The 19,245-nt window shown below is 58.8% G+C and carries 16 protein-coding genes and 1 pseudogene; 10 read left to right on the top strand and 7 right to left on the bottom strand.

Annotated features, from left to right (window positions below; translation table 11 throughout):
* Positions 1 to 195: 195 nt before the first annotated feature.
* The gene (locus tag AC1DRN_RS00800; RefSeq protein ID WP_223460427.1) at positions 196 to 1,869 is read left to right on the top strand and encodes a putative bifunctional diguanylate cyclase/phosphodiesterase; all 1,674 of its coding nucleotides are present in this window, start codon (positions 196 to 198) and stop codon (positions 1,867 to 1,869) included.
* 57 nt (positions 1,870 to 1,926) lie between these two features.
* On the opposite strand, the gene AC1DRN_RS00795 is transcribed toward AC1DRN_RS00800, so the two are convergent.
* Positions 1,927 to 3,324, bottom strand: a complete 1,398-nt coding sequence (locus tag AC1DRN_RS00795) for a NorM family multidrug efflux MATE transporter (RefSeq protein WP_223460425.1) — start codon at positions 3,322 to 3,324, stop codon at positions 1,927 to 1,929.
* A gap of 157 nt (positions 3,325 to 3,481) precedes the next feature.
* Here AC1DRN_RS00795 and AC1DRN_RS00790 point away from each other — a divergent pair, with 157 nt between their 5' ends.
* The 3 genes from AC1DRN_RS00790 (at position 3,482) to AC1DRN_RS00780 (ending at position 7,938) form a co-directional block, all read left to right on the top strand.
* Positions 3,482 to 4,402: a LysR substrate-binding domain-containing protein gene (locus tag AC1DRN_RS00790; RefSeq protein ID WP_223460423.1), complete on the top strand. Its 921-nt coding sequence runs from the start codon at positions 3,482 to 3,484 to the stop codon at positions 4,400 to 4,402.
* Positions 4,403 to 4,587: 185 nt separating this feature from the next.
* Positions 4,588 to 6,564 (top strand): methyl-accepting chemotaxis protein, encoded by a 1,977-nt coding sequence (locus AC1DRN_RS00785; RefSeq protein WP_223460421.1) that lies wholly within the window; start codon positions 4,588 to 4,590, stop codon positions 6,562 to 6,564.
* A gap of 159 nt (positions 6,565 to 6,723) precedes the next feature.
* Complete coding sequence (locus AC1DRN_RS00780) at positions 6,724 to 7,938, top strand: aldose 1-epimerase family protein (RefSeq protein WP_223460419.1); 1,215 nt, start codon at positions 6,724 to 6,726, stop codon at positions 7,936 to 7,938.
* Positions 7,939 to 8,042: 104 nt separating this feature from the next.
* Here the strand turns inward: AC1DRN_RS00780 and pdxR are convergent, their stop codons facing one another.
* Positions 8,043 to 9,545 (bottom strand): MocR-like pyridoxine biosynthesis transcription factor PdxR, encoded by a 1,503-nt coding sequence (gene pdxR, locus AC1DRN_RS00775; protein ID WP_223460417.1) that lies wholly within the window; start codon positions 9,543 to 9,545, stop codon positions 8,043 to 8,045.
* A gap of 311 nt (positions 9,546 to 9,856) precedes the next feature.
* Between pdxR and AC1DRN_RS00770 the strand changes: the two genes are divergently transcribed.
* From AC1DRN_RS00770 to glyA, 3 genes are read left to right on the top strand one after another with little or no spacing between them, the layout of a single operon-like run.
* Positions 9,857 to 11,107 (top strand): benzoate/H(+) symporter BenE family transporter, encoded by a 1,251-nt coding sequence (locus AC1DRN_RS00770; RefSeq protein ID WP_223460415.1) that lies wholly within the window; start codon positions 9,857 to 9,859, stop codon positions 11,105 to 11,107.
* Positions 11,107 to 11,925, top strand: coding sequence for a YggS family pyridoxal phosphate-dependent enzyme (locus AC1DRN_RS00765; RefSeq protein WP_223460413.1), 819 nt, complete (start codon positions 11,107 to 11,109; stop codon positions 11,923 to 11,925). The genes AC1DRN_RS00770 and AC1DRN_RS00765 overlap by 1 nt, the downstream gene beginning before the upstream one ends.
* Positions 11,926 to 11,980: 55 nt before the next feature.
* Complete coding sequence (gene glyA / locus AC1DRN_RS00760; protein WP_223460411.1) at positions 11,981 to 13,246, top strand: serine hydroxymethyltransferase; 1,266 nt, start codon at positions 11,981 to 11,983, stop codon at positions 13,244 to 13,246.
* 111 nt (positions 13,247 to 13,357) lie between these two features.
* Here the strand turns inward: glyA and AC1DRN_RS00755 are convergent, their stop codons facing one another.
* The 3 genes from AC1DRN_RS00755 to AC1DRN_RS00745 form a co-directional block, all read right to left on the bottom strand.
* On the bottom strand, positions 13,358 to 14,851 hold the full coding sequence (locus AC1DRN_RS00755; RefSeq protein WP_457265670.1) for a YifB family Mg chelatase-like AAA ATPase: 1,494 nt from the start codon (positions 14,849 to 14,851) through the stop codon (positions 13,358 to 13,360).
* A 271-nt stretch (positions 14,852 to 15,122) separates the two neighbouring features.
* Complete coding sequence (locus AC1DRN_RS00750; RefSeq protein WP_223460353.1) at positions 15,123 to 15,923, bottom strand: hypothetical protein; 801 nt, start codon at positions 15,921 to 15,923, stop codon at positions 15,123 to 15,125.
* A gap of 101 nt (positions 15,924 to 16,024) precedes the next feature.
* Complete coding sequence (locus AC1DRN_RS00745) at positions 16,025 to 16,471, bottom strand: hypothetical protein (protein ID WP_223460351.1); 447 nt, start codon at positions 16,469 to 16,471, stop codon at positions 16,025 to 16,027.
* 283 nt (positions 16,472 to 16,754) lie between these two features.
* Here AC1DRN_RS00745 and AC1DRN_RS00740 point away from each other — a divergent pair.
* Together AC1DRN_RS00740 and AC1DRN_RS00735 are read left to right on the top strand one after the other, a co-directional pair.
* Positions 16,755 to 16,906, top strand: a pseudogene (locus AC1DRN_RS00740) (type II toxin-antitoxin system RelE/ParE family toxin); the annotation flags it as partial.
* A gap of 8 nt (positions 16,907 to 16,914) precedes the next feature.
* Positions 16,915 to 17,220 (top strand): HigA family addiction module antitoxin, encoded by a 306-nt coding sequence (locus tag AC1DRN_RS00735; protein WP_223460349.1) that lies wholly within the window; start codon positions 16,915 to 16,917, stop codon positions 17,218 to 17,220.
* Positions 17,221 to 17,271: 51 nt separating this feature from the next.
* Here AC1DRN_RS00735 and AC1DRN_RS00730 read toward each other — a convergent pair whose 3' ends face one another.
* Both AC1DRN_RS00730 and AC1DRN_RS00725 read right to left on the bottom strand, forming a co-directional pair.
* Positions 17,272 to 17,793, bottom strand: coding sequence for a BRO-N domain-containing protein (locus AC1DRN_RS00730; protein ID WP_223460347.1), 522 nt, complete (start codon positions 17,791 to 17,793; stop codon positions 17,272 to 17,274).
* 418 nt (positions 17,794 to 18,211) lie between these two features.
* Positions 18,212 to 18,472 (bottom strand): accessory factor UbiK family protein, encoded by a 261-nt coding sequence (locus tag AC1DRN_RS00725; protein ID WP_008015521.1) that lies wholly within the window; start codon positions 18,470 to 18,472, stop codon positions 18,212 to 18,214.
* A gap of 419 nt (positions 18,473 to 18,891) precedes the next feature.
* Here AC1DRN_RS00725 and glnK point away from each other — a divergent pair, with 419 nt between their 5' ends.
* A complete protein-coding gene (gene glnK / locus AC1DRN_RS00720; RefSeq protein ID WP_002555808.1) occupies positions 18,892 to 19,230 on the top strand; it encodes a P-II family nitrogen regulator in 339 nt (112 codons plus the stop codon).
* Positions 19,231 to 19,245 lie beyond the last annotated feature (15 nt).

Below are 19,245 nucleotides of genomic sequence, written 5' to 3'. Positions count from 1 at the left end.
GTCCGACTTGTGACGTACCACGCTATCTGTAATTGCCGGTTTTGTTACTTTCACGCAGGATGCGCAATGAATTTGCGGCTAATGTTCGTAATTCCAGATGCAAAGGGCCGATTTGATAACTGATGTCATTGTCATTGGTTATCGGAACGGCATAATGCCCGTCGCCTACATCTTTGCAGAGTCTAGGGAGCTAGCTTGTCTACGCCTGTCGAACCCTTGCGTTTGCTGCTACTGGCTGAAGAGCCAGCGTGGGCAGCGTTGTTGCGCGAGTGTCTGGCTCCTATGGGGAATTCGGCCGTGCTCATCAGTGCGCCGAGTTGGGAGTCGGTCAGCAGCCTGTTCGATGACAACCGCAGCGCGGTGTTATTGACCATCCCGCAACTTCAACCGGCGCCGGGCCGTTGCAGCCTGCCGACGGTGTTGCTGCTCGACCATGAGCCGCTGACCCCGCCCGACGGTGTGAGTGACTGGCTGGTGCGTGATCTGCTCGATACCGGCATGTTGCGCCGCTGCCTGCGCCATGTGCGCGAGCGTGGCGTCCTGGAAAACACTCTGCAACGCCTGGCCGAGCAAGATCCGCTCACCGGCATCGCCAATCGCCAGGGCTTCCAGACCCTGCTGACCGCACGGCTGGCGGAAAACGACGGTCGCGGCCTGGCCCTCGGTCATCTCGATCTCGACAACTTTCGTTATGCCAACGATGCCCTTGGCCATCAGGCCGGTGACCGTTTGATTCTGCAAGTGGTGGCGCGGCTCAAGAGCCAGCTTGAGGCCGGCGATCAACTGGCACGCCTGGGCAGCGATGAATTCGCTCTGTTGATCGACACCCGCCGCGCTCCCCAGCGTGCCGAGTGGATGGCCGAACGCATCAGCGAAGCATTGGCCGAGCCTTATTGGGTCGATGGCGAAAGCCTGCTGATCGGTTCCAGCCTGGGCATCGCCTACGCCCGGGCCCAGACCGATGCGGATCCGCTGATGTGGCATGCACATATCGCCATGCAGCAGGCCAAAAGCACCCAGGGCTGCACCTTTCACATTTTCAACGAACGCATCAACCGCAATGCCCGCAGCATCGCCGACCTCGAAACCGAGCTGCGCCGGGCGCTGCGCCGCGATGAGCTGGAATTGCACTACCAGCCACGGTTGAACCTCGAAGACGGGCAGATCGTCGGCCTCGAAGCTTTGGTGCGCTGGCGGCATGCCGAGCGCGGCCTGCTGGCACCGAGCGAATTCGTGCCGCTGGCCGAGCAAAGCGGTCTGATCGTGCCGCTGGGCTACTGGGTGATTTCCCGGGCCTTGCGCGACATGCAGGCGCTGCTTGAGCTGGGTTTGCCACCGTTGCACATGGCGATCAACCTGTCGTTCCGGCAGTTCCAGGACAGCCAGTTGTTGTCGACCCTGAGTCGCCTGATTGCCGAGCGTGGCGTCGAGGCGCAGTGGCTGGAATTCGAGCTGACCGAAACCGCGGTGATGCGCCGCAGCGATCTGGTCAAGCAGACCATGGACGCCCTCGGGCGTCTCGGTGTGCGCTTCTCCCTCGACGACTTCGGCACCGGTTTCTCGTCCTTCGTGCACCTCAACAGCCTGCCGATCACCTTGCTGAAGATCGACAAGAGCTTTGTCGGCGGCATGGAACAGCGTGAGGAAAACCGCAAGCTGGTCCACGCGATGATCAACCTGGCGCACAACCTCAACCTCGAGGTGGTCGCCGAAGGTGTGGAAACGCCGGAGCAACTGGATCTGCTGCGCGGGTTTGAATGCGATCAGGTGCAGGGATATTTGATCAGCAAGCCATTGCCGCTGGATGAGTTGGTGGAATATCTGATGTTTGGCTCCAGTCAGCAGCAAGTGCTGGAAGTGGTGAGCTAACCGGTTCTGGAAACCACCACGAATCCCTGTGGGAGCAAGCTCGCTCCCACAGGTTTCTCAGTCAGGCTGAGCCATCTGGAAACCACTCTCTGCCGAAGGCTCCCGCCGAATCATCCGCTTCATCTTCCACTCAAACCCCAGCGTCAGGCTCACCGCCGCGCACGCCAGCCCCAGCGCCAGGCCCCACCAGACACCCGTTGGCCCCCACTGCAAATGGAACGCCATCCACCACGCCGCCGGTGCGCCGATCAACCAATAGCAACCCAGGCCGACGAGGAAAGTAGTCTTGGCATCCTTGAGTCCGCGAATGCAGCCCATGGCAATGGTTTGCACGCCGTCGAACAGCTCGAACCAGGCGGCCACCGTCAACAGGCTCACGGCAAGATTGATGACATCGCGAAATGCCGGGTCATTGTGGTCGAGGAACAGTCCGACCAACTGGTTCGGCAACAGCCAGAAGACCATGGCGAAACACAGCATCGCCGCCGCCCCGAAGGCAATACCGACCCGCCCGGCCAGCCGCGCATCCAGCAGTTGTCCGGCACCGTAGTGCTGACCGATACGCATGGTGATCGCGTAGGAAATACCCGCCGGGACCATGAATGCCACCGAGACGATTTGCAGGGCGATCTGGTGCGCGCCCAGTTGCGTGCTGCCCATGGTGCCCATGCACAGCGCAGCGAAGGCAAACAGTCCGACTTCCACGGCATAGGTACCGCCAATCGGCAGGCCCAGACGCCACAGCTCCTTCAGGTACTGGCGGTTCAGCCGCGACAGGCCCTGACGCAGCGGATAGGCCTCATAAGCCGGATGCCGACGAATGTGCCACGCCAGCGCAAGTGCCATCAGGTTGGCGACAATCGCCGTGACCAGCCCGATACCCGTCAGCCCGAGTTTCGGCAGGCCGAACATTCCGGTAATCAGCGCATAGTTGAGCAGGAAATTGGCGACCGTACCGCCAAGGCTGATGACCATCACCGGTGTCGCACGGCCAATGGCGCTGGTGAACCCGCGCAGGGCCATGAAGCTCAGGTAGCCGGGCAGGGCGAACGGCAGGAAGATCAAAAACTGCCCGGCCGCATGGACGTTGGTTTCGGTCTGGCCGAACAGCAGCAGCACCGGTTTGAGGTTCCACAGCAGCAAGCCGGCAACCAGCGCCATCAGCCATGCCAGCCACAGCCCGGCCTGGGTCAGTCGGGTAGCGCCGACAATATCACCGGCACCCTGACGGATCGCTACCAGTGTGCCGACCGCCGCGATCACGCCGATGCAGAAGATCGACACGAACGAATAGGTCGCCGCACCGAGTCCGCCACCGGCCAGTGCTTCGGGACTCAGGCGCGCCATCATCAGGGTGTCGGTGAGGACCATCAGCATGTGCGCCAACTGCGAGGCAATCAACGGCCCCGCCAGCCGCAGGATGGCCCGGAGTTCAGTACGTGCTGGATGCTGCATGATCATCACGCTCGATTGTCAGAGAAAACAGGAAGCCTCGATTCTCGGCGCTCTGCGGGGTTTGCACAAAGGGATAAAAAGGATGGGTGGCATGATTAAAACTCATATGAGAGAGTTTCCGATAAATTGAAGCAATCGCGTTGTAGGAGCTTTCCTGATGTCACGTCGTCTTCCTCCCTTGTATGCCCTTCGAGCATTCGAAGCGGCGGCGCGGCATAGCTCGTTTACTCGCGCCGCCGAAGAACTGTCGATCACTCAAAGTGCGGTCAGCCGACACATTCGTACGCTCGAAGAGCATTTCGCCTGTCGGCTGTTTCATCGCAGCGGGCGCAACCTGCAACTGACCGAATCGGCGCGGCTGATCCAGCCCGGCATACGCGAAGGCTTCACTGCCCTTGAACGGGCCTGCAATACCTTGCGCGCCGAGGACGACATCCTGCGCATGAAAGCCCCGTCGACCCTGACCATGCGTTGGCTGTTGGCGCGGCTCAGTCGTTTCCGGCACCTGCGACCGGGGAACGAAGTGCAATTGACCAGCGCCTGGATGGACATCGATACGGTGGACTTCAACCACGAACCCTTCGACTGTGCCGTCATTCTCAGCAACGGGCATTTTCCACCGGACTGGGAGGCTACTTGCCTATTTCCCGAAGAGCTGATCCCGGTGGGCGCGCCGAATCTTCTGAAGGATCAACCGTGGGACGTTGAGCGCCTGGCCAGTACCGAGCTGCTGCATCCGACTCCGGACCGCCGTGACTGGCGCAACTGGCTGGAGCGCATGGGCCTGACCGATCGAATCTCGCTCAAGGGCGGGCAAGTGTTCGATACGCTGGAGCTGGGCATGATCGCTGCCGCTCGAGGTTACGGCGTGTCCATGGGCGATTTGCTGATGGTGGCAGAGGATGTTGCGCAGGGACGTCTGAGTTTGCCGTGGCCGACCGCCGTCGCAAGTGGTGAGCATTATTACCTGGTCTGGCCAAAAACCCGGCCCGGCGGCGAGCGCTTGCGTCGACTCAGCGATTTCCTGCAAGGCGAGGTCCGGGCCATGGAGTTACCGGATGTCGAACACCTGGGCTGAATCGATGGAGCCGCCGCAATGGCGGCCTTGAGCCATATCCCGGTTAATCACTCAAGTATTCAGTTTTGCCGCCGAAAATCTGCTGATGGAACCTTCGTGCCAGGCTCCACGTTTACCCCACTATCAGAAATTTTGCCGAGTGCGACGGGATAAGGATGATCCGGCCCACTGGGTCAGGAGCTGTCATGTCTCAACCTCGTGCTCGGATTGCCTCACAGCTGGGTCTTGCGCTTGCCGTGATACTGGCGGTTGTCATCAGCGGCAGCACCGTGTTTGCCCTGCGCTCGCTGGACGCTGCCAACCTCGCTACCCGCGAAGAGCACCTGGCCAGCGAGGCACGGCTGCTGGCCGATCAGTTGAGCACGTTCCACGGCACGTTGCGTGAAAGTACCCAGCGTCTGAGCGGTCTGTTCGAGAAGCGCTTCAGCGCCGGTTTGAGCGTGCACCCGGATGAGCCGGTGGCCGTGGCGGGTGTGCAGACCCCGGGCCTGCACCTGGGCAGCGAAGTACTGAACAACAACTTCAAGGAAGTGGACGAGTTCAAGCAAATGACTGCCGGCGTCGCGACGCTGTTCGTGCGCAGTGGCGAAGACTTCATTCGGGTCAGCACGTCCCTGAGCAAACAGGACGGCACCCGGGCCATCGGCACATTGCTGGATCACGCCCATCCGGCCTATGCGCGCTTGATGGCCGGGCAGAGCTACGTCGGTCGCGCCTTGCTCTTTGAACGGTCCTACATGACTCAGTACACCCCCGTACGCGACAGCGGTGGTAAGGTGATTGCCGTGCTGTTTGTAGGATTCGATTACACCGACGCACAGAATGCTCAGTTCGAAAACCTCAAGCGCTTCCGCATCGGCCAGACCGGCTCCCTGGCGCTGCTCGACGAGCAGAACAAATGGCTGGTGCCGATCGCCGGTGTGCAGGCATTGGACGTGGCAGTCCCGGCCATCGTCGGTCTGGCCAAGACACCGGGCAAGGGCGATTTCTGGAGCGACAAGTCGCAAGACTTCTACAGCATTGCCGTGCCGTTCGAAGGTGGGCCGTGGTCGGTGGTGGCGAGCATGCCGAAAGCCGAAATCCGCGCGGTGACCTGGAGCGTCGGCATTCGCCTGGCCATCGGCAGTCTGCTGGCGATGTTGCTGGCGGTGGGTTCGGCGGTCTGGTTGCTGCGCAGCAAACTGGCGCCGCTGGGTGATCTGGTGCGTCAGGCCGAAGCCTTGGGCGCGGGTGATTTGAGCGTGCGCCTGAACGTGTCGAGCAACGACGAAATCGGTCAGTTGGCCCGCGCCTTCAACCAGATGAGCCAGGCGCTGTCGACCATGGTCGAGCACATTCGTAGAGCCTCGGAAGAGGTCAACAACCGCGCCCAGGCGTTGTCCGGCTTGTCCGGTGGTGCCTATGAAGGGATGGAGCAGCAATCCGGCGAAATCACCAGCATGGCCGGCGCCGTGGAAGAATTCAGTGCCACCTCGCTGAACATTGCCGACAATATGGGCAGCACCCAGCGTCTGGCGCAGGAAAACGCACAACAAACCCGGATCGGTCGTACGTCAATGGACGAAGCGTCCTCGTCCCTGGAGCAAATCGCCGGTGCACTGAACAGCACCGCGACGGTAATCAACACCTTGGGCCAGCGCTCCCAGGAAATCGGCGGCATTGTCGGGGTGATCACCGCGATCGCCGAGCAAACCAATTTGCTGGCGCTCAACGCCGCCATCGAAGCCGCCCGTGCCGGCGAGCAGGGGCGTGGGTTTGCGGTGGTGGCCGATGAGGTGCGCAACCTGGCCTCACGTACTCGCCAGGCCACTGATGAAATTTCCGGGATGATCCACAGCATCCAGCAGGAAACCGGCAACGCGATCAGTACCATGGAGCAGGGTAACGTGCTGATGCAGGAAGGCTTGTCGCGCAACGCCAACGTAGCCTCGGCCCTGGCGCGTATCGATGAGCAAAGCCGTTCCGCCGGTCAGCAATTCGCCGCCATCACCACCGCGACCCAGGAACAAAGCAGCACCGCCACCTTGCTCAGCAGCAACCTGCAAAGCATCGCCCTGGCGAACAGTGAGCAGCGGGAAGTGGTTTCGAACCTGGCGGTGACAGCCAAAGAGCTGGAGAAGCTCGCCGCGGATCTGCGGCATGAGGTTGACCGGTTTCGTTGAATCGCTGCCCAAATCGCCATCGACTCGATTCTGCGCGTTATCCACAAGCCCCGTATCGACGATCTCTTGGCGTTTGCCACCGTTATTTCGATTTTTATGCTTGCTGAAACGTTTCTGCAAGTCTATAAAAATGGCACAAATCCAAGAAAGGCTGCTGCCATGACCCCGCTCAAACTCTTCGTTGCCCTCAGCGCACTGTCCGCTGCCTCCCACGCCATGGCTTGGGATTACGTCCTGCTCGACACCGACAAAGCCGCCCAGAACTGGCAAATCACCAGCCAGCAACTCGGCGTAAAAACCGACAAGCCTTTCAGCGTGACCCTGCGCACCTTGCATGGCGGTCGGCAGGAAGGCGTCAGCATCGTCGACATCGATAACGGCACGATGAAACTTTCGGTAGTTCCAACTCGCGGCATGAACGTCCTGCAGGCCTCTGTCGGTAACGTGCGCATGGGTTGGGATTCGCCAGTCAAGGAAGTGGTCAATCCGTCCTTCATCGAGCTCAACGGCCGTGGTGGCCTGGGCTGGCTGGAAGGTTTCAATGAGCTGGTCACCCGCTGCGGCTACGAATGGGTCGGCCACCCCGGCATCGACAACGGCGAACTGCTGACCCTGCATGGCCGCGCCGCCAACATCCCGGCCAACAAAGTCACGCTGCATATTGATGAGAAGCCGCCATACGCCATCAGCCTGCGCGGCGAACTGAAGGAGCAGGCATTCAAGAAAGTCGACTTCTCAGTCGCGACCGAACTGGTCACCGAGCCCGGCAGCGTAGCGTTCGCCCTCAACGACACCCTGACCAACAATGGCGACTATCCGAAGGAATACCAGGCGCTGTATCACAGCAACTTCAGCACGCCGTTCCTGGAGCAGGGCGCCCGCTTCGCCGCGCCGGTGAAACAGGTGTCGCCGTTCAACGACAAAGCCAAAGGCGATCTGCCGGACTGGCAAACCTACCGCGCACCGACCAAGGACTACGACGAAACCGTCTACAACGTGGTGCCGTACGCCGATGCCAAGGGCGATACATTGACCGTCCTGCATAACAAGGCCGGTAGCCTGGGCGTCTCGGTCGGCTTCAACACGCAAACACTGCCCGTGTTCTCCCTGTGGAAAAACACCGATACCCAAGGGCAGGGCTATGTCACGGGGCTGGAGCCAGGCACGAGTTTTTCCTACAACCGCCGGTATCAGCGGCCACTAAACCTGGTGCCGACGATTGGGCCGAAGGAGCACAAGCAGTTCCGCATCAGCTACAGCTTGCTGGCGGATAAGACCGCTGTGGATAAGGCGCTGAAGCAGGTGAGCGAGATTCAAGGTGGGCGGGAGACTGAGGTGCGGCAGACGCCGTTGGTTGATCTCAGCAAGGGGTGATGTCCCGTTTTGGCGGACGGCTCTGACGGGAGAACGAGTCGGATTGACGGGCAGTTGGCGGCGGGGGAATGCACAAGCCTCCCAAAAAGCCGCTTGACACTGCCCTACCTGGTTTTCAGCGCATTGGCCAGGCGCAGCATGGCCGCTTCGATTTCATAAGCGGTCAAGGACGAGTAGCCCAATAACCAACCTTGTTTTTTCTCCTGATCGCCGGCGTATAGCCGGCTGAGGCCGGAAAGCTGCACGCCAGCGCTGGCTGCTTGGCGGATGGTTTTCTCTTCCGACCAGCCATCGTGCAGCAGGCAGGGAATTTGCAGTCCGCCTTGGGGGCGCAAGGCGGTGACGATGCCGTCCAGGTGCTTGCCAATGGCGTCGAGCATGATGGATCGGCGCCCGGCATAGAGCTTGCGCATGGCCCGGACATGGGCGTTGTAATGGCCGTCTTCCATAAAACGCGCCAGGGTCAGTTGCAGGATCTGTGGTGTATGGCCGTCCATCATGCTGCGCGCGTAGGTGAAGGCTTTGATCAACTCGTAGGGCAGTACCATGTAACCCATTCGCAGGCCGGGGTAGAGGGTCTTGCTGAAGGTACCCAAATAGAGGGTGCGCTGATATTTGTCCAGGCCCTGCACGCAGGCGGTCGGCTGCCCGTCGTAGTGAAACTCGCTGTCATAGTCATCTTCGATAACCCACTTGCCCTTTTCTGCTGCCCAGTTGATCAGCTCAAGACGACGTTCCAGCGGCAAGGTCGCGCCGGTGGGGTATTGATGAGACGGCGTGACATAGACGCAATTGGCGCCGCTGCGGTCGGCGTACAGCAGGTCGGTGCGTATGCCCAGTTCATCGACATCGATAGGCAGGACCTTGGTCTCGGCGGTTTCAAAGGCTTTCCTGGCGCCATAGTAACCCGGGTTTTCCAGCAGGATCGGTTTACCGGCATCCACCAGCAACTGCGCACACAGAAAGAGGGCCTGGCGAGTGCTGCTCAGCACCATGATCTGGTCGGGAGAGCATTTGGCCCCGCGCTCGAGGTTCAAGTAGGTGGCGATGGCCTTGCGTAGCGGCTCGGCGCCTTGCGGGTCGCCGTGCAACAGCACGTTGGCGCGATAGTCCTTCATCACCTGGCGCTGCAGGCGCTCCCAGACATCGGTGGGGAAGGTGCGGGTTTCCGGCAGGCCGGTCGCAAATGCCTTGATCACCTGCTGATCGTTCACGCCGCCACTGTCGAGGATCATCCGCCCGCGCTGGCTCAACCCCGCCCCCGGTGCCGCCTGGCTGCTTTTGACCGCTTGTGCCTTGATGCGTCGGCGCGTCGCACCGCGCAATTCGGTGCCCAGCGTTTGGCAGACATAACTGCCCGACCCCTCGCGCCGCACGATAAAACCGTCCCGGTGCAGTTGCACGTAAGCGTTCTCCACGGTATCGCGGGCGATCCCGAGTGACTTGGCCAGGCCCCGGGTCGCGGGCAGCTTCAAGCCCGGGTCAAGGGCACCCTCGAGGATCAATGCCCGCAATGCGCGCTGAATCCGTTGGTGCAGATCCAACAGCTGAAACTCAACATCGTTGAGGCGCATTTTCAGCGTTTCCAGCTCGAACGTGTTCGCCATGCGGTCTGCCTGATCTTAATAAATTGGCCTGCAAAGGCAGGCCATCCTATCCGTAGAATCCGCCGCTCGCCACTGCCTTTGCGCTCGGCGATCACGTGCATTGCGAGCAATTTTGAACAGGGGTTGACCGACTTCATGAAGGGTTTTGCCCGCGTGCATGGCTGAGGCAAGGATCGCTTCAGTCACAGCAAGCGGTCCGGTAAGTGGTCTGCTCCTCAGCGAGAAAGTGTAGGGACGAAACGTGCCATTTCAGCGCTATAAATCACCCCTCACCGAAGCCAGCGCCTCGTTTTGCAAGGAGCAAAGCAATCATGTCTTCTACAGCATTCCCATCGCCCCTGCGTCCACGCGACCTTCTGCATCCGATTGTCGCCGGGCTGATTTCAGTCATCGTCAACTATGGCGGCACGTTTATCCTGGTCTTTCAGGCTGCCAAGGTTGCCGGGCTCAGCCCCGAGATGACGGCGTCGTGGGTATGGTCGGTGTCAATTGGCGTGGGTATTACCGGGCTGTTTCTCAGTTGGGTGAGTCGTGAACCGATCATCACTGCCTGGTCAACGCCCGCCGCAGCCTTTCTGGTCGTCGCACTGTCCAATACGCCCTACGCCGAGGCAGTAGGTGCGTACATCATTTCAGCCGCCGCCTTCGTGCTGCTGGGTTTGTCCGGCTGCTTCGAAAAAGTCATTCGCCTGATACCGCCGGGTGTGGCTGCGGGCCTGCTGGCCGGTATCTTGCTGCAGTTCGGTATTGGCGCGTTTGGTGGCATGAGCCTTGACCCAGTGTTGGTCGGGTTGCTGATTGCCGCTTACGTTGTGCTCAAGCGCTTTACCGCGCGCTATGCGGTGGTGGGCATTCTGGTGCTGGGGCTGGCGTTTCTTCTGACGCAGGGCCGTGTAGAGCTGTCGGGGCTGGCGCTGCAATTCGCGGCACCGGTATTCACCCAGCCTGAGTTTTCGATCAATGCGCTGCTCAGTGTGGCACTGCCGCTGTTCCTGATCACCCTCACCGGCCAATACATGCCAGGCATGCTGGTGCTGCGCAACGATGGCTTCAGTACCAGCGCTAATCCCATCCTGACTGTCACGGGGCTGGGCTCCTTGCTGATGGCGCCATTCGGTTGTCATGCCTTCAACATTGCGGCCATCACGGCGGCCATCTGCACCGGTAAAGAAGCCTCGGAGGATCCGTCCAAGCGATGGATCGCCGGGGTTGCCGCAGGCGTGTTCTACATCTTCGTAGGGATTTTCGGGGTGACCCTCGCCGCAGTGTTCATGGCATTACCGGCCACCTTCATTACGACGCTGGCCGGGCTGGCCCTGCTCGGCACTATCGGCGCCAGCCTGGCCAGCGCCATGGCCGACGTCAAAACCCGCGAAGCCTCGCTGATCACCTTTCTGGCATCCGCCGCGAACATCACCTTGCTGGGGGTTGGTGGGGCGTTCTGGGGGGTGCTGATCGGTCTGGCGGCCTACGCCTTGCTCAATGCCCGTTTACCGCGTCGTGAGACGGTGGTCATTCCGGCTGCCGACGCTGTTGTGACGACCAAAGGAGTCACCCATTGATGCTCGATCAACTGGAAGAAACCGTCACCCTGCACGAGCGTCATGGCCGTTACCCACAGGCCACCAGCGTCGAAGATTTTCGCCGCAACCTGGCGGCCGTGCAGCAGCGAATCACTAACGCCTGTCAGCGGGTCGGACGTGACCCGGCGAGTGTGCGTCTGTTGCCGGTCAGCAAAACCTTTGACGAAGCTCATCTGCGTCTGGCCTACGCCGCCGGCTGCCGCCTGCTCGGTGAGAACAAGGTGCAGGAAGCTCAGCGCAAGTGGCAAGCCATGAGCGACATTGCCGACCTGCAATGGTCGGTTATCGGCCACCTGCAAATCAACAAGGCCAAGCAGGTGGCGCGTTTTGCCAGTGAGTTTCAGGCGCTGGACAGCCTGCGAGTGGCCGAGGCCCTGGATCGTCGCCTGCACATCGAGGGGCGCCAACTGGATGTGTTCATTCAGGTCAATACCTCCGGTGAAGCCAGCAAATATGGCTTGGCGCCCGAAGCCGTCGCGGACTTTTTGTACACCCTGCCGACGTTCTCGGCGTTACGAGTACGCGGGTTGATGACGCTGGCGCTGTTTTCGGCCGACGTGGTCCGTGTCCGCCCTTGCTTTGTACGGCTGCGCGAATTGCGCGAGCGTTTGCGCCAGCACGCTCCGGCGGGCGTCGGGCTGGAGGAACTGTCCATGGGCATGTCCGGTGATTTCGAAGTCGCCATTGAAGAAGGGGCCACTGTGGTACGTGTCGGTCAGGCCATCTTCGGCGCACGTGCCATGCCGGATGCCTACTACTGGCCGACCGCGGATGCCTGTCCGGGAAGTGATGAGTAGTCGCCGCTGACACCCCCTTAACATCTTTGATCCAGCTCTACAGGAAGCCAATCCGATGTACGACTCAACGCTGACCCTTGAAGCATTCGACGCCGAGCTGTGTGAGGCGATTCATAACGAAGAACATCGTCAGGAAGACCACGTCGAACTGATCGCTTCCGAAAATTACGCCAGCCCTTTGGTGATGAAAATCCAGAGCACCGTGCTCACCAATAAATACGCCGAAGGTTATCCAGGCAAGCGCTACTACAGCGGCTGTGAGTATGTCGATGTGGCCGAACGCCTGGCCATCGAGCGGGTCAAGGCCCTGTTCAACTGCGACTACGCCAACGTACAACCGCATGCAGGTGCGCAGGCGAACGCCGCGGTATTCCTGGCACTGATCAATCCCGGCGACACGGTGATGGGCATGAACCTGGCCCAAGGCGGCCACCTGACCCACGGTAACCCTTCAAACTTCTCGGGCCGTCATTACAAGATCGTTCCTTATGGCCTTGACCCGCAGACGGGCCTTCTCGACTACGACGAGATGGAGCGTATCGCCCTGGAAACCCGGCCGAAGATGCTGATCGGTGGTTTTTCCGCCTACTCCCGGTACAAGGACTGGGCGCGCATGCGGGCCATTGCCGACAAGGTCGGGGCCATTTTCTGGGTCGACATGGCCCACGTCGCAGGGTTGGTCGCCGCGGGAGAATACCCGGACCCATTGCCGCACGCCCATGTGGTCACCAGCACCACGCACAAGACCCTGCGGGGCCCACGGGGTGGCTTGATATTGTCCAAGGGGCAAGATGAAGCGTTCTACAAAAAGCTCGATTCTGCGGTATTCCCGGGTGTCCAGGGTGGCCCATTGATGCACCAGATCGCCGCCAAGGCCGTCGCCTTCAAGGAAGCACTGAGGCCCGAGTTCAAAACCTATCAGACCCAAGTGGTGATCAACGCCCGGGCCATGGCGGCCGTGCTGCAAGAACGCGGTTACAAGATCGTTTCCGGTGGCACCGATAACCATATGATGCTAATCGACCTGTCCGACAGGACTTACACCGGCAAGGAAGCCGATGCAGCCCTGAGTAGTGCCTATATCACTGCAAATAAAAACTCGGTGCCCAATGACCCGCGCTCACCGTTCGTGACCTCCGGGCTGCGCATCGGTACCCCAGCCATCACCACCCGTGGTTTCGGCGTGATCGAATGTGAACAATTGGCGGGCTGGTTGTGCGACGTACTGGACGCCCTGGAAAACGGCGACAGCGAGAGGGTCGGGCACCACGTGCGCGAACAAGTGGTGGAGCTCTGCCGCCGTCATCCTGTCTATCGTTAACCCTGTTACCCCGGGCTACTACCAGGCTGATGTCATCATTGGGCGAAAAACCAGTCGCGCGGCAAGGCACCCGGGATGTACGGGCGCACTCGATGCCAATCTGTCGAGTCTCTAGCTGGAGGCTGATGGCCGATATTGCAGTGCTTCGGCTACGTGGCTGCGACCGATAGCGTCTACTTGTTCCAGATCCGCCAGGGTACGGGCGACTTTCAGTAGACGGTGAGCAGCACGAAGCGAAAGGGTCAGTCGCTCGCAGGCGCTTTCCAGCCAGCCTTCATCTGCTTTGGACAGCGCGCAATGCTGGCGTAGCCCTGGCAGGTCGAGAAAGGCGTTGGCGCAGCCCTGGCGTTGTTGCTGGCGCTCCCTTGCCTGGGCGACCAGGGCAGAAGCGCTGGTTGTGTCGTCACCGGTTTTGATCGGATTCAGCGCCGTGCTTTCCCGGGCTACGGTCAGGTGCAGGTCGATGCGGTCCAGCAAGGGCCCGGACAACTTGTTGCGATAGCGCTGAACCATGTCCGGTGTACAGGAGCAACGGCCGCTCGGTTCGCCAAGATATCCACAGGGGCAGGGATTCATCGCGGCGACCAGTTGAAAGCGCGCCGGAAAACGCACGCGGTCCTTGGCGCGGGAAATCACGATGTGGCCGGACTCCAGTGGCTCTCTCAACACCTCCAATACCTTGCGATCAAATTCCGGGAGTTCATCGAGGAACAGCACGCCATGGTGAGCGAGGGTGATTTCGCCGGGTTGCGGTTTCGAACCGCCGCCCACCAGTGCCGGGCCGGAGGCAGAGTGATGAGGTTGGCGAAACGGTCGTTGCGGCCAATGACTCAGCGGCACACAACTGGCGACCGATTGAATCGCTGCAACTTCCAGTGCTTCGTTCTCGGCCAGAGGTGGCAGCAGCCCTGGCAATCGGCTCGCCAATAGCGTCTTGCCCGTACCCGGTGGCCCGCTGAACAGCAGGTTATGTGCACCCGCTGCCGCAATCAGCAGTGCGCGTTTGGCTGCCATTTGCCCCTGAACTTCATTCAAGTCGGGATAGGGTTTGCTGGCGTAGAGCAACCCATTGGAAACGTAAGGCTCGATAGGTGTGTGCCCATTGAAATGCGCCACTGCCTGCAGCAGATGGTCCACTGCGATGACCTTCAACCCCGACGCCAGGCAGGCCTCCTCGGCATTCGCCTGCGGTACCATCAACCAGCGCCCGGCCTTGCGCGCCGCCAATGCCGCCGGTAACACCCCGCGGACCGGCCGCACTGCGCCGGAAAGCGCCAACTCGCCCAAACACTCCACATCATCCAGTGTCAGCGTCGGCACCTGCACGCTGGCCGAGAGAATCCCCAGGGCAATCGCCAGATCGAATCGCCCGCCATCCTTAGGCAAATCCGCCGGCGCCAGATTCAACGTGATGCGTCGCGCCGGAAATTGCAGCCCCGAATTGATGATCGCACTGCGCACTCGGTCCTTGCTTTCCTTCACTGCCGCCTCGGGCAGGCCGACCATGGTCAGCGACGGCAAGCCATTAGCCAGATGGACTTCAACAGTGACGGCTGGCGCTTCCACGCCGACCTGAGCGCGGCTGTGTACGATGGAGAGGGACATGGTCGTTCCTTGAGCTAAACGGGGCCGCTTCCTGCGGGTTGTTGAAGGGTAGTCGTGGAGTCTGGTCGGAGAGTAGGGAAACGTTCGCAGAATGTTGCAGAAGCCACGATCTTTAACAGCAGCCAAACGCTGCGTTCGGCTGCGGTGGCAAACCCATCTCCTGAGCAATCGCACTCCTCAACACCGTTTGCGAATTGCATAAGGATCGCCTGCGAAACTTATCGCACGTATTTGACCTCTCGGATTTATTCAGTTTGTAAAATAAAATAACTTATGTTGCGACAGTTTCTTTGGAAGGAATTATGTTGTCGAACAAGCTGCTGTCACCCTCTATGATTTTTCTGGTGAAGCTCTCGGTATCCATCTTGTTTTTACCTTCCGCGATATGCGTAAAATAGTTGAAGTCCAAATCTATCCAGTCATTAAGCTTGGTTTCGTAGTTGTTTGGATACTGAGCTTGCTCCACTGGGGGCAGACCCTTGTAATGGTCGAGGACACTTTGGAAGAATTTGGTGAGCTTTCCAGTGTTGTTATATTCATATTCTGCTTCGGCCACCACTTTCTTTCGCCATGCGTACTCTTGTTTGGCTGATTCTTCCAGTGCTGCCCGTCTTTCATTGACGGTAAAGGTGTCGCTGTCATCGTAAGTGATTAAGGCTAGTTGATCCATGGGCATTCCAGAAAACGGATTTCTGCCGAGCCCGTTTGTATACTGTGTTGCATTTTTGGCACGCGCTAATAATGTGGGGTTATCTGAGTCGGGAGCTTCAGCATCGTATTTTGATTTGTTGGCAGTGTAATTGGCGCTCTCCAACTCGTTGAGTGTATTTCTAGCCATCGAACCCAGTTCCGCTCTAGTGAGGCGCACATCCCGGGCCTGTGCGCGTACTGAGGCTTCGCTCAACTGGTTCGCTAGCGTGGAAACGGTACTGCTGTCTCGTACGTCGCCAGATGGGCCTTGGGGTGTGCTTTGGTTGACAGCTGGTGTTTTGCTGGGAGTCGCTGTCAATGTTTTTGCTCCAGCCAGCGCTGTGCCGCTGTTAGCTGCAAAGTTGATTGGTGAATTAACCATTTATTGCCACTCCCTGCTCGAAGACTAAAATATGATATATCGTCTAATGATGTTGATGCTTTAGCAAAACCTTACGCGCACCTTAGAGGTCGCTATATGCTTTACTTCATGGTGATTTCTACTGACCAAGCATAGGAGGACGGATTTGTTTTAGTCACTTTTATGGTGCAGGTGGCCCCGCCACTAGGTGTGGCCGTATTATTCCATTTTGGAATTTTGCTCGCGCCTGAGCCAGTAGCGGCCACAAATGTAGCCAGGTAAACGCATTTTTTGTTGCCAATTTGATATCGTAAGTTAGCATGGTTGTAATCAGGCGATATCAGGCTTTGTATGGTGTAGGTGTCTGTGCTATTTGCGATCACGGACGCTTGTGGAGTAGGTGATGCGTTTGCTTTCGTTATAGCTTCGTTGTTGGATATAGGGGTGTACGTTGCAGTCTGGGTTCCAAGATTCTTAAATGTGACCGTTACAGGTGGTCCCGCGACAACTGGGCCTGTATAAAGTGCAGTCAATGTGAAAGCGGCAATCAGAGCCTTATAGGTTTCCATGGGCATTGCTCCTTGTGGTGTTATGAACATTCCTTTGGGTGTATCGCACTTGTCATAATCCATTATTCAAGCTGGACTGAATTTTTTCCGAGCGAGTGCAGCGCTCGCGCTTTGAGAAGTGAGCTTAGAAAGGGTGGCTTTGAGGCGCAATCAGACCGCGGACGAGAACGTTGTAGGGCATTGCCGGGATTACTGCGGGCGGAAAGATCTCAGGCTCGGCAATTCCTACAGGTAAATCTGAAGGTCGTTCCGACTTTATCGCAAGCAGGCTCGCTCCCACGTAGATCTTCGATCTCCACCGGATAATCGCCTGGAAGCGTTGGAGGGAAATCGAAAAGGTCAGTACAGCATCCGTATCAACGCTCAATGGCGAATTTGCTTCATTTGGGGGGGGCTAGCGGACCAGAGAATGTCGAATTCGTCGATTATCACTGATGTGAGTAATGACTAAGAATGGTATGCGCCCGGTTCACCCTGGCGAGATCCTCAAAGAGGAATACCTGGAGCCTCTGAGCCTTACGGCTGCAGCATTGGCCAGAGCGCTGAGCGTTTCGACACCCACGGTGAACGATATCGTGCTCCAGCGTCGAGGAATCAGTGCTGATATGGCTCTCAGGCTTTCTATTTGTCTGGACACGACCCCTGAGTTTTGGCTGGACCTGCAATCGACTTACGATTTGCGCAAAGCCGAAATCGAACGAGGGGCTGCGATCCGGGATCAGGTTGAGCGACTTGCGCACTGCGCCTGATTGTTGTCTTGGATTTATTGAACCCCACGCCGAAAGCGTGGGGTTTTTTATTCAGAATGCGTGAAGCATCTTCGCGGCTCTTTTCCACCAAGGCGCATTGATAGCAGGCCTGGGAGTAACCGGATCAGGCAATAGTTGCGGCACATCCTGCAACCGAATCCACGGCTGGTTGTTCCAGTGCAGCAAACTCAACGACATTTCCGGCCAGTTGAGCAGGCTCAGTTGCGGGCGTTCGGTTGTGGTGGGGTATTGGGCATCTCGCAGGGCGGGAACAACTTCGTGGGTGAGCCATTCACGTAACGCTCGGTACTCGGGGCAGTAGTGATAGACGAGCATGGCGTAGACGCCGGATTCGCTGATCAGCAGGGTGTTTTCGATGTGTCCGTGGATTAGGGTTTTGGCTGTTTGGTATTGGTCGGGATCGAGTTTTCGGAGTTGGCGGTCGTTGAGGTAGATGCGTAGCAGACGGCCCAGGTCGCGGGCGCTGAACCAAGGTTGGTTTTGTATCAGGAGGGCGTGGAGGTGGAGCTTGTGGCGGGTGAAGACATGAGGGATTAGATAGCTTTCTTTCATTTTGCAACTCCGGATGCGTATGAAGGAAGCTGCCTCTGTTCGTCGCCAAACGAAAGGGTGGCAGCTGCGCGCGGGTTGGCGAACCGGTGCATCCGGACAAACCGGCAGACCTGAAGGTCTCCCACGCACAGCCGCCATAATTCGAGATGGGATAATTCCCTGAATCGAATGTGGTCGCAGTGCGTCGGATGCTATCCAGGTCGCCAAACCCGGTGCTGAATATTCAGCTGGGGATGAGCTTAGAGATCGGATACTTCGCGACGCAATCGGACGGCGGTGTGATTTTTGTAGGACGTTGCCGGGATTGTTGCGGGGCTTGAGATCAAAAGATCGCAGCCTGCGGCAGCTCTACAGGTGAAGCGCAAGGTCGTTCCGACCTTCAATTGCGAGCAGGCTCGCTCCCACAGGGATCGTGGTGTTACTCGGCTGGTGGATTGAGCTTCGCTTCAAGCTCGGCGACTTTCGCTTCAAGACTTTCCAGCCGAGCCCGCGTGCGTGCCAATACAACCATCTGGCTATCGAATTCTTCCCTACTCACCAGATCCAGTTTGCTGAAGCCGCTCTGCAGCAACATTTTGAACTGGCTTTCGATTTCAGCTTTCGGCAGAGGCGTGTCGCCGCTGAAGAGGCGGGAGGCGGTGCCGGTCAGGGCGTCGAGGAAGTCTTTTGGCGCGAGCATGGGCAATGTCCTGGAAACAATGACGGGCAGTGTACCACGCAGTGTCTATAGTCATTTTCGCGGGCAAGCGGTGCACGCTTTTCGCGCATGGGGACGGACGGCCTCGCACCGTTGTTGTGCGTAACGTGCCGGGTGTTGTCGCTAAGTATTCACTATCCGCCGGTAAAGACTTGAAAACAGTCAGTTTTGTGGAGATGGCAAGCTTTCTGCTTAGATGCTGGTAACCCATGCACTGATGCAGTCGCTGTGACGAATGCAGTGCGCCAGGCGGAACGCGGGGAGTGTTTCGCAAGGAGCGGTTAGCTGGCGTCGGACGGGCAGGTAAGGCCGACGATGCGTTACAAAGCCAGGCACTGCGCTTAGACTTGAGACGGGTTTGTTTTCCTGGGGCAAGTCCACCAATTCGGGAGAGAGTTTTCATGAAGCTAGTCACTGCCATCATCAAGCCGTTCAAGCTGGACGACGTACGCGAGTCGCTGTCCGAGATCGGCGTGCAGGGCATTACCGTCACTGAAGTCAAAGGCTTTGGTCGGCAGAAGGGTCACACCGAGCTGTATCGCGGCGCGGAATACGTGGTCGATTTCCTGCCCAAGGTGAAGATCGACGTCGCCATCGACGACAAGGATCTGGACCGGGTAATCGAGGCCATCACCAAGGCGGCCAACACCGGCAAGATCGGTGACGGCAAGATCTTCGTGGTCAATCTGGAACAGGCGATTCGCATCCGTACCGGCGAAACCGATACCGACGCAATCTAAGCGGCCACAAACCCA

This window comes from Pseudomonas sp. P5_B3, from assembly GCF_056400405.1.
The sequence above is the reverse complement of the archived record's forward strand: the minus strand, read 5'-3'. Positions and strand labels throughout refer to the sequence as shown.